The sequence below is a fragment of the Vibrio lentus genome, from assembly GCF_002875945.1.
GTDB classification, from domain to species: domain Bacteria; phylum Pseudomonadota; class Gammaproteobacteria; order Enterobacterales; family Vibrionaceae; genus Vibrio; species Vibrio apostichopi.
Genome location: NZ_MCZK01000163.1, coordinates 1 through 10099, shown reverse-complemented (window position 1 = coordinate 10099; position 10099 = coordinate 1). Strand labels below are relative to the sequence as shown.

The following is a 10099-nucleotide window of genomic DNA, read 5'->3' as shown; positions in this document are numbered from 1 at the left end:
CTAAGCGGAGAAGAGCCCCTGAAGTATGGCAAAGTAAAAAAGCCCACGATTGCGGAGTTAAGAAAGTGGGCGATATAAGAGTGTCATGACGATATTCAAAATAAGATCACACAAAAAATGCAACACCATTCATTTTGACAACTGTTATTTAATGAACGCTAGCTTTGGGATGGAAATGTTACATCAGTGCAACTTATCTTCTAAAAACATAGATGTACTCTCTGATTTTATCGTTTCAATAGCTTCATTGAGGGCATCTTGATCTGATTTATATTGCTCATTCCAAAGGCATGACGTTCCGCATGAACCTACAACTTCTAACAACCATAGGCCCTTGTCACCCTCATAGATAGCAATTTCAAACAATTTTTCATCATGCTCAAACTCGCAGCTTAAAGGGGAATACTTCACCTCAAATTCATCATCATCATTAGAAAAATCTGGATAGATTACGTTTGTTTCTTTAGTTGTTCCTTTTTTCCTTTCATCATCATAATACTCAAAGAACTCTGGGTTACTTAGTGTTTCACTAACGATCATTTCAACATCATCAAGGACGAAAGATTTATCTCCAGAAGCAAGCCAAAACGCATGGGTGACAAACAGCATTGCTGTTTCAGCTTCAATATCTATTGAACCATTTCCAACAAGATATTCTTTGAATAATGGTATCAGATCGTATGGATTGTCTTTTTTCGGTAATGATTTAAAAAGCTTCAAAAAGTCACTACCAACACTCACCATTTCTACTCTATTCTTTTTTTCGATATTCTTTTGCTTTTGTAAGCGAGCTTTCTTTGCTTTGTTTTTTGCTCTTTTGCTTCGTTTATCAGTATTACTCATGACAAATTCCTGTGACTATTGGTAAAAATCCACTCGCATTAGACCAGTACACTTTTTGGCGAAACCAATTTTGGGGCAAAGCGTGTTTGCTAAAGTCGGTTCGCATCACCTCTGCCAAATTGACTGACAGAGGAAAAGCTAACAAACTTTATAGCTCAGCGATGTGCGACAGAGTTTCTGGGTGGCGCTGAACCAATTTTAGAAGGGTTATTGCTTGTCCATTTGGTGCGCTACGCCCTTGTTCCCAGTTCTCTAACGTACGAGATGATGTGTGCAACAAACGAGCAAAAACACCACGAGACATATTAAAATGCTCTCGAATTCTCACGATTTCATCAGGTGAGATATTTAACTCACTGATGTCGTTAACTTGATGAGTTTTAAGGGTAAGCTTGCCCTCTGAATGCTCTTTAGCCTCAACAAGTGCTGAACTTAGCTCCGCAAATAGATCACGATTGCTCATTACGCCACGCCTCCATAAAAGCCTTTAGTTGTTTCTTTTGGTCTGCGGTTAAGTCGGACATTTCATTCTTGCCGTAAATCGTCAGCAAGTAGAAACGACACTTCTCATCGAGGAAGTAATAGATAACGCGAGAGCCACTACGCTTGCCCTTACCTTTACTTGCAACTCGAATCTTTCGCAAACCACCTGTACCTTGAATCACGTCACCCTGCTTCGGGTTAGACATTAACTCAGCTTGAAAAAGCCTAAACTCATCATCGCTGAGATATTCATAACGGTACTTTTCAAATATGGTTGATTCGACAAATACACTTTTCATACGCAAAGTATACGCAAATAACGTACAGGTAGCAAAACTATACGTGATAAACGTGGCTATAATTTTTGGAGCAGTAAGTCTGACTTGAGCTATGACGCTTATTAAACGGATTTATTCTTTAATTATATGCAACCAATCATCAGTCAACTCTAATTATACTCACGCTCAATCGAACGCCTGTGCTGCCTAGCGCTAAGATATGAACTTCAGAAATTGCCGAAAATTTCCGTATAACTCCAGCGGTGTCTGAGCAATACGATTTTCGCCTGCTCAAACATTAACCTGATTACTACAAACTTTAAGCCAAATAAGGAATAAATCATGGCGATTCTATTTACTAAAGAAGAGGCAGTGAAAGACTTACCGTTTATTGAAGATAAAACACTGTATAAATGAGTTGATTTAGCTCTATGCCTCTACCTAGACAAACATTGGAGCTTCAAAAATGCGGTAAACAAAGCCGCAGAGAAGTACTCTGTGAAGCCAAAGATTGCTATCGAAAGGCTGCTACGACAAGTAATACCTGAAGAGGTGATTTGGGATAGAATGAGTGGAGTAAAATTAAGAAATGCTCAACCAGCCTCGAAAGAAACTGCGATTAGAAGTCAAAAAATGAAGAAAATGGAGAAAGATGCTAAAAATCATGTGGTTGATATAACCAGACGCTAGCTAAAAAGATTCGGGTAGTTTTAATAACCGATATGGCATGGGAGGTGTTGTCATTGACGATCCCAGTAGCTCATCTAACACTTCTTCAAGTCTAAATCGGTAGTTAAATCGAAAGCAAAACTCACCGAGGTATCTGGGTAGATGTTTCTTACTGATAGCGTGGTAAGTACCTCTCAATGAGTTCTTGATGTTACCTATCATCGTATCGACCCAATGGAAGTATTTATCTTGAATTTCATCAAGATCAGGTGCGCCATCTTTAACAACCCGCTCATGGTGTACGTTCGCATTGGATAGAGCTTCAAAACAGGAAAGTCCATCTGATATAGCGATAGTAGACGGCACTAAGTGCTTCTGAGCCCACTTCTCAACTTCGTCTTTACGAAAGCCTTCAACGACGGTCATTCGCATGTAAACAGGGTTGTAATCTTCGTTCAGAGCTACAGCAGCAATGAAAGGCACTTTGTTTGCAGAACCTCGACCACGCTTACCTTTTGTTTTACCACCCCAATATGCATCATCGATCTGCACGATGTAATCTAGTTGGCGTTTATCATCACTCTCTTTCATTGCCTGCATGAGCTTATGCTTCATGCGCCATGCCGTGTTATACGAAACTTCAATTAGCCTTGATAGTTCTAATGCTGATATTCCATTTTTTTACTTGAGTGAGCAGGAAGATAGCAAGAAACCACTTAGTTAGTGGCAACTTGGTGTTGTCGAGGATAGTTCCTGCGGTGAGGGAAGTTTGTTGGTGGCAGGTGTTGCACTGATATAATGAATGCCGTTTTAGCTTGCAGTATTCTTTACCTCCACAGCTAGGGCAGACAAACCCATTGCCCCACCTAAGATTAAAAAGTCTTTCGTAGCACTGAGTTTCCGTCCCATAAAGGCTATTGAAGCGGATCAACGACACACCTTTTTGAAACTGGATCTCATTTCTAGCCATAAACACCTCTCAAACTAATGATCTGAGTATAGGCTTGGTTAGGAAATGATCAAGCTGAAACTTATGCGTAATCAGGAACCAAAATGAGCATGGTCTTACCCTCTTTCATCGGATTAGATTTGGTAGGGAAACCACATATGAACAGTATGTGAATGAGTATTTACTCTGGCAGATAATGCTGGCAGATAATGGGGCAAAAATCACTTAGAGTAACAACTCAATTAACTGTGACCACCAAGCGATTCTGTCGTACAGTAACAACTCAATTAACTATGATCACCAGCGACTCTCTCCAGCGCTCTCTCATTCTAACGCAAGCAGCTTTCCTCTCTAACCTACCTCTAAAGCTAACAAACCATACGCCCCCTTCAATAACACATCTTTCCTTATGATCTTTCATCGCTTCGCACCCTTAAACCAAAAATCTTCGGGCATATGTCATCAATGTGAAACCCCATCATTGAATCCGACAGGAGCCCGTAATGGCAACTACCCAAAATTCTGATTACAACAAACAACAGCGCTATCAGGAGAATGAAATCCTAGAGCATGCCGCTGAGATACTCGCGACACGCTATGTACGTGGTGATGCCTTAATTAGCCCAGATGCGACCAAAGAGTATGTACGCTGCAAACTCGGCAGCTATGAACGTGAAGTGTTTGCTTTACTGCTACTGGATAACCAAAACCGATTGATTGAGTTTAAAGAGCTCTTTCATGGCACCGTCGATGCCGCCAGCGTCTACCCAAGAGAAGTAGTAAAAGCGGTATTAGAGGTCAATGCAGCTGCGGTGATTATGGCTCACAACCACCCTTCTGGTGACTCTACCCCCTCACAAGCGGATAGACGTATAACCGAAAGACTCAAAGACGCCTTAGCGCTGGTGGATGTGCGCGTATTGGACCATATCGTAACGGGCGAAACCTGCACCTCATTTGCTGAGCGAGGCTGGTTATGATTGAACAACACTATGGTGATATCAGTATCAATGATGCACTGCTCTCGTCACTAGAAAGTCTTCTTACTGGTCATACACTACCTGAGCATGCTAAGCGACTGGTACTGAACTGCCGTCAAATGAGTTACTACCGCCATCGTCAAGGACTGCACCCGATTGAGATACAACTCAAACGAGAGTCAATCTCAGGTCCTTGGGTCATCGTATTCTTTGCGAGCTTTTCTTACCCTAATGACAACAGTACTTCAGTAGAGCCAGAGTTGTACTTTCATCTTGCTAATCGTTGGTTTTATCAACCCGATACAGGAACAACGGATTTATCTCATCCAGAAGTGCAAGAGGTGCTCTCTGCTTGGGTGAACGCATTAACTCGCCACCTAAGCCGAAACGTCTTTGATAGCGTGCAACTCTCGCTAGTCAGCTCGTTTAACTAATCCCCTACCTACTTTCTGATTTATCCCTAAACAAGGAGGACTGTCGATGTCCCAATTAGCCTTTACGTCATTACCCCTACCAGTTTCTAAGAAGCTATATACCTTGCTTAATGAGCGTTACTCAGCTCATTTGCTTAACAATGAAACGCTCTCCACCAGCCGTCATGTGGTCTTTAACTTTCGTGATAAAAGTTACAGTGCTGATGCTGGTGGCTTTCACCCTGTCGAAATGTCTATTTGCCAGTCTTCAACAGGAGAATGGTGTGTTGAGTACATCACAGACTTTGCTTATATGGGGAACTACTACCCTGAGCTTGAGCGGAATTTAGATTTTGACTTTCGCGCTAGTCAATGTTTTGCCAGCTACCACGGCTGGTTTTCAATGAAAGATAACCGTGAGGCTATCGAGCTGTATAAATTGTGGGAGAGTAATTTTCTCGCATACGTTGAGATGGAGGTATTCGACGACATTACCCTTACCCCGCAATAACTCATGACTTCCCTTCTTCTACAAACCATCAAACTTATCTCTGCCCTCATCACGTTACTTTCTCTTTCCCCTTTCTTTGGTGCCATTGGAACCCTAACGACCTTAGGCTTTCTGGTGGTACTGCTGATTGGGTTGCTGGTAGCCATCTCAGAGCTGAGAGATAAAAACAACCATAGATAATGTTAATCGACTCACGCTTTCACTAAGCCGATTGATGGCGCTTTAACCGTTGGACATTATGTGTCGAACCCACCTCTATTCTCCCGACATTAAATGTCCGACTCCGGTGTGGAGCGCTATGTATTGAGAGAGTAGCCATGAGCAATAAAACCAGCATTGAAGGCTTATCTGCTTTGCTGCACACGCTGATGCTTATTCCTCAACATCGATGGGTCACCGTTAGGGAGTTGCAGCAGCAGTTAGCCCTAATCGATATCCACCGCACCACCCGCAGTATCAAACGCTACCTAGATGAAGTCATTGTGGAGGTGTTTAACGTGGAGTGCGATTCGATGAGCATGCCCCATGTTTACCGAAAAACATCCGAGCAGTTGCTGACGTTCAATAAGCAAGAAATGCTCTATTGGCAACTGACCAACAAGTACTTACAACCGCTTATTCCTGATGCACTGAATTATGGACAGGGTCGGCCCTCGGAGAGAGACAAACCCTTACGGGATAAGGCTTCAGCCATTTCAAAAGAACAACTTTGGCTAAGCAAAGTACACCTCAACCTACCTAATACGAGAAGCTGGAGTAACAAGCAGCAACAAGTCTTAGGGTCAGTCCATGAAGCATTACTTAACAACCGAATGCTAAAGGTCTCTAGCCAAGCTTTGCAGCAAGAGCAAACGCTCATTGAACCACTGGGACTCTCGGTTCAGTGCGACGCGCTCTTGCTGCTCTTTCGGTTATCCGACCAACATCCAGTACACACCGTTGCCTTACCACTCATCGATGAGGCCAGTGTATCGACATTTTCATTTACCTATCCCGTCAACTTCAATGTTGAGCAGTTCATGCTAGCTCACGAAGGAGCAGGCTACCCAGAATTTCACTCACCAATGAGGAGAGTAAACCCATGACCAAACTAAAACATCGACTAAACCAATCGGTTCGATACGCAGTCACGATGGCCCTGTTTATAGGAGCAACAGGCTGTACTGAGCAGGAAGAATCTCCTGAAGCCGTTGCTGATATAGAAGTATCGATCTCCACCAACTCTCACTGGGGAAGCTTAGTCTTTGACCTACAAGCCATCACCAACAACACCGTCATCACCGACGTTGTAATTAACCGAGGTAATTGTCGTATTCCTGCTGGTACGGCCTCAGAGCTATCTAGAAACGTTTCATTGAAGTTCGGGGAAACCTACACGGGATACAGCAACAACTGCACCGTCGATAACGTAAAAGAAATTGAAGTGACGTCAACGGCTGGCACCTTTGTTTACACCTTCTAAACCGAAAGCAAAACAAAACAACTCATCTATTTTTCAACACCAATAAGGATCGAATATGAAAAAATCATACGTACTCATCGCGATTGCATTGAGCTCTCTAAGCGTTTCATCAATGGCAAACGCTGCGCTCGGTGGAACACCAAACATATCTAAGGCGCATCTGGAGAAACACTGGAATGGAAAACAAGGCCCTCAATCCACTCTTGTCGCTGGAGCGCTTCTACATTGGACAGCCGATGCGTGTGGAAAGCTTAACGGTCAGATCTCCGATAAGAATAAGTGTTCACCTGAAGCTGAACAAACGGCTAACTAATCCCCAACTTTCTTTTTAAAATTATAGTGAGAATGACACCATGAAAAAAATCACAAACACACTTGTTCTACTGACTACCTTAGCATCACCTTTTGTTTTGGCTCAAGGTGGTGGATCGCTTGGCGGTAATCCATCGGTAGAAACGGGAGCGGTTAACGTCAGTGTAGGCAAATGCACTCAATACAAGCTGGATGTAAAAGCAGCCCTAAACGCAGGTAAACAGGTATCGTCAGTTGCGATACCTAAAGGCTGTGAAGCCATCAAAGAGAAGTAATGCCACCAGCCAAGGATAAAAATGACAATGGGGAGCGATCACGCTCCCCATTCTTTTTTTGCCTTAATGCACTGATTTGAAGTTATATGTTATCTGTTAAAAAGCTTACCCACGAAGAGCAATCAATAACAAAACAGGGAGACCTGTTAACCACACGTTGGCTAATAAGGTCGACAGTCTATATATAGGATAATCAGAACCATAAATAGATTGGATGCTTTGACGCCACTCTTGAATCTCTGCCTTCGGTATTCGCCAAGCGTACCTAAGTATGAGATATGCGTACAATATATGACTTGTAGAACTAGCAAAAATCCACGAAATATTACTCTCTAAAATAAATTTAGCTCGTTCTCTAAACTTAGGTGGAGCACAATTCACTGTGCTATGAATAATCTCGTATTTTCGCTTCCGAAGCTTTATTGATAAGTAGATATTCAAGACAACGTATGGGAACCCGCCTGCTACCAGAAGTAACACACCAGCTTTAATAACTAGATCAATCAAAAATCATTTCCTCAATTACTTTCCCTGTTTCGTTCGAGAGCTCTCCTCCATACATTCCCCAGATAAAAGAGCCACCAGCAACCAATGCAATTGATAACCCTCCAGTTACCGGTATAAGAGCGATTCCCCATCCTATAGCAAGGCCACCCAAAACGTTTGTAAGGCCTGATGTACTATTTCTAACAACACTTCGATTGCAGGCTTCCTCAAACCAACCGCTCGTATTGCATGTCTTTGCTACATCCACAGCATTGCCATACAAACCAGCCCCAATCACTAACCCATTGGCAACACCCAAAAATCGACTGAAAGACATAGCTTGCTTGTATAGCGTTGTCATTTCAATGCCTGATATTGCTTTAGAGAAATCTTTCGCGCGATACAATTGTCGCTTACCAACATTAAGGTAGTCATTAATCCGCTTAGCTTGAACGTTTTTAATGTAACCCGGCTTACCTACCTCGGAGAGAATCGACTTCATCTCACTTTGAAATGCTCTTGCTTCTTTTCGCCATGCTTTGTACTCAGGGTTAGAGTAGAGCGCTTGCCCTGACAGTCCTTTTGTTTTCTCTGCAATATAACGCGAATACTCAGCAAATGACTTCATCCGGTTGCCAAGCTTATCTCCTTGAACTTGAGCTCCCGCCACTACAGCTCCGGCACCTGCAACTATGTGGTTTAAATTAAAATCACCAAGCTCTGTTGAAACAGACTCACCTTGGTAAACATCTAAACCGGATGTTGCTGCGACAAGTAAAGCATTAGTTGCCGTTTCATGATGCTCTGCAAACCATTTCTTTTCTTCACTAGATAGCTTCAAAAAATCAGTCATAAGATCATTGGCTTGTTTGATCGCTAAGTCTTCATCTGGATGCTTTTCTACCCATGGCGACACAACTAAAGGCATCCCTTCAATAATTTGGCTAAAGCTACGTTTGAGGTGAGGGTTCGATTTTATTACATGCTCTATAATCGTTTCATCTGTCGATAAATATGTTTCTTGAGCAAACTCTTCAATGCTCATTTTTTTATCGGCGAACACGAGATACACGTCATCGACATCCTGAGGAGAGATTTGACCCAAGTTAGCCACAACAAGATCATTATTTAAAACTGTCTCACTGTTGATAGGTTTGACAGACGTTCCCTGAAAATTGCCGTTATAAGCATAGTAAGAGTTTGCAGCTTGATTGTATGTCTCTGGCTCCACTGGTGGTAAATCACGTTTAACAGTTTTGGGGCTATCAAGATCTGCATGTTGTTGGACGGTGAGCGTATCGCCAACTTTCAACGACATTGGGTCAGCATTGTACTGAGGATTCAAATCAAGAAGCTGTTTGGCTGACAAACCATATTGCTCAGCTATCGCTCCCCACGTCTCACGTTGATGGGTATCTAAGTCTGTAGCAACAGTATGCGTCTCTGGTTTGCTCTCTGCTTTAGTCGTTTCAACAGGTTGAGTGGTCTGTCTTTCAGCAACAGGCTGCTTAGGTGCTGCAAGCAGCTCTTTGATATCTAGCTTAATACCATGCTGAGCTAACCAATCGTCATTGAGGTTATCGAGTTCATCTCGGGTGACTTGCTTTTCTAAGTACACAAGATATTGGTTCTCTACTTCTTTCCCTGTGAGCTTCCAGTAAACCAAAATGGCACTTTGATATATGTTGAAGCCTTGCTCGTCGTTGAGCTGCGCGTGGGTAGAGCATGTAGCATAAAACGCCCACTTACCCTCACCAAGCAGCTTATATTCTTGAACCAAACGGTCATTATGAAAGTGGTAATAATAACCTTCCGTTGGCAGTCCTAAACGCTCTCCTAGCTGTACTGATGGGATGACTGGGATAAAGGCCTCCCGCACTACACCTGAGCCTATCGGCTTGACCTGCACACTTTCAGGCACACTGATACCCATAGAGCTAGAAGTCACTTTCGCTACCAACTTTTTAGGTTCATCAAATGCGGTATAGGCGGTGTATTTCGTACCGTGTTTGGTTGCTTCAGTCTGCCAACGGCCAATTAGGGCTTCTTGTTTGGTTTTCGTCAGTTCAAACGAGCAGCTTACACTTTGTTTCAACGTCTCATCCGAGCAAGCCACTTCAAAGCAATATTCGTATTGCAGTTTTGGTGGTGCATCTGAGGTATCTGGTTTTACGGGCTCAGGAACGTAAGTCTCTTCAATATTAGAGGCATAACCAGCGGTGCTTTGAGTCGGCGCAGCGCTGCCCGTCGCACCGCCAGACATTCTTGCTCTGGACAGGTAAGCATTTTTCGCTTCAGGCAATAACGCCTCTTGTCCTTCAACAGACAAACTCCACGATTTGCTCATTCCATCTCTGAGCATCACAGGCTTTGTGGGTGAATCAGTCAATAGTGCCAGCTCACCACTTTTTAGCTTGTCCATAAAGCTGGAATAGCTC

13 protein-coding genes and 1 pseudogene are annotated in these 10099 nt (G+C 43.0%); 9 read left to right on the top strand and 5 right to left on the bottom strand.

Features of this window, described 5'->3' with window-relative positions; translation table 11 throughout:
• Window positions 1-183 precede the first annotated feature (183 nt).
• The 3 genes from BCT49_RS25945 to BCT49_RS21090 all read right to left on the bottom strand — a co-directional run bounded on the left by BCT49_RS25945 (window position 184) and on the right by BCT49_RS21090 (window position 1625).
• A complete protein-coding gene (locus BCT49_RS25945; protein WP_198595889.1) occupies window positions 184-843 on the bottom strand; it encodes a hypothetical protein in 660 nt (219 codons plus the stop codon).
• Between the two features lie 148 nt (window positions 844-991).
• Complete coding sequence (locus BCT49_RS21095) at window positions 992-1306, bottom strand: helix-turn-helix domain-containing protein (protein WP_102437971.1); 315 nt, start codon at window positions 1304-1306, stop codon at window positions 992-994.
• Window positions 1293-1625, bottom strand: a complete 333-nt coding sequence (locus tag BCT49_RS21090) for a type II toxin-antitoxin system RelE/ParE family toxin (RefSeq protein ID WP_102437958.1) — start codon at window positions 1623-1625, stop codon at window positions 1293-1295. The genes BCT49_RS21095 and BCT49_RS21090 overlap by 14 nt, the downstream gene beginning before the upstream one ends.
• Before the next feature lie 477 nt (window positions 1626-2102).
• On the opposite strand from BCT49_RS21090, the gene BCT49_RS21085 reads away from it, so the two are divergent.
• Window positions 2103-2294 carry a hypothetical protein gene (locus BCT49_RS21085; protein WP_102437956.1) on the top strand — a complete coding sequence of 64 codons (192 nt, stop codon included), beginning with the start codon at window positions 2103-2105 and terminating at the stop codon, window positions 2292-2294.
• On the opposite strand, the pseudogene BCT49_RS21080 reads toward BCT49_RS21085, so the two are convergent.
• Window positions 2295-3243 (bottom strand): annotated as a pseudogene (locus BCT49_RS21080) (IS1595 family transposase).
• 482 nt (window positions 3244-3725) lie between these two features.
• Between BCT49_RS21080 and radC the strand changes: the two are divergent.
• The 8 genes from radC (at window position 3726) to BCT49_RS21040 (ending at window position 7175) form a co-directional block, all read left to right on the top strand.
• Window positions 3726-4202, top strand: coding sequence for a RadC family protein (gene radC / locus BCT49_RS21075; protein ID WP_102437954.1), 477 nt, complete (start codon window positions 3726-3728; stop codon window positions 4200-4202).
• Window positions 4199-4636, top strand: a complete 438-nt coding sequence (locus tag BCT49_RS21070) for a DUF2787 domain-containing protein (protein ID WP_198595888.1) — start codon at window positions 4199-4201, stop codon at window positions 4634-4636. Before radC ends, BCT49_RS21070 begins: the two co-directional genes overlap by 4 nt.
• 46 nt (window positions 4637-4682) lie before the next feature.
• Window positions 4683-5126, top strand: coding sequence for a DUF2787 domain-containing protein (locus tag BCT49_RS21065; RefSeq protein WP_102437950.1), 444 nt, complete (start codon window positions 4683-4685; stop codon window positions 5124-5126).
• Window positions 5127-5129: 3 nt separating this feature from the next.
• Window positions 5130-5306 carry a hypothetical protein gene (locus tag BCT49_RS21060; protein ID WP_004735711.1) on the top strand — a complete coding sequence of 59 codons (177 nt, stop codon included), beginning with the start codon at window positions 5130-5132 and terminating at the stop codon, window positions 5304-5306.
• A 137-nt stretch (window positions 5307-5443) separates the two neighbouring features.
• On the top strand, window positions 5444-6211 hold the full coding sequence (locus tag BCT49_RS21055) for a transcriptional regulator (RefSeq protein ID WP_102437948.1): 768 nt from the start codon (window positions 5444-5446) through the stop codon (window positions 6209-6211).
• Window positions 6212-6258: 47 nt separating this feature from the next.
• Entirely contained in the window at window positions 6259-6588 is a 330-nt protein-coding gene (locus tag BCT49_RS21050) for a hypothetical protein (RefSeq protein WP_226088531.1), read from the top strand.
• Window positions 6589-6643: 55 nt separating this feature from the next.
• On the top strand, window positions 6644-6901 hold the full coding sequence (locus BCT49_RS21045; protein WP_102437944.1) for a hypothetical protein: 258 nt from the start codon (window positions 6644-6646) through the stop codon (window positions 6899-6901).
• 40 nt (window positions 6902-6941) lie between these two features.
• Window positions 6942-7175 carry a hypothetical protein gene (locus BCT49_RS21040; protein ID WP_102437942.1) on the top strand — a complete coding sequence of 78 codons (234 nt, stop codon included), beginning with the start codon at window positions 6942-6944 and terminating at the stop codon, window positions 7173-7175.
• Between the two features lie 499 nt (window positions 7176-7674).
• On the opposite strand, the gene BCT49_RS21025 is transcribed toward BCT49_RS21040, so the two are convergent.
• On the bottom strand, window positions 7675-10099 hold a 2425-nt coding region (locus tag BCT49_RS21025; RefSeq protein WP_102437973.1), incomplete at its 5' end, for a LysM peptidoglycan-binding domain-containing protein.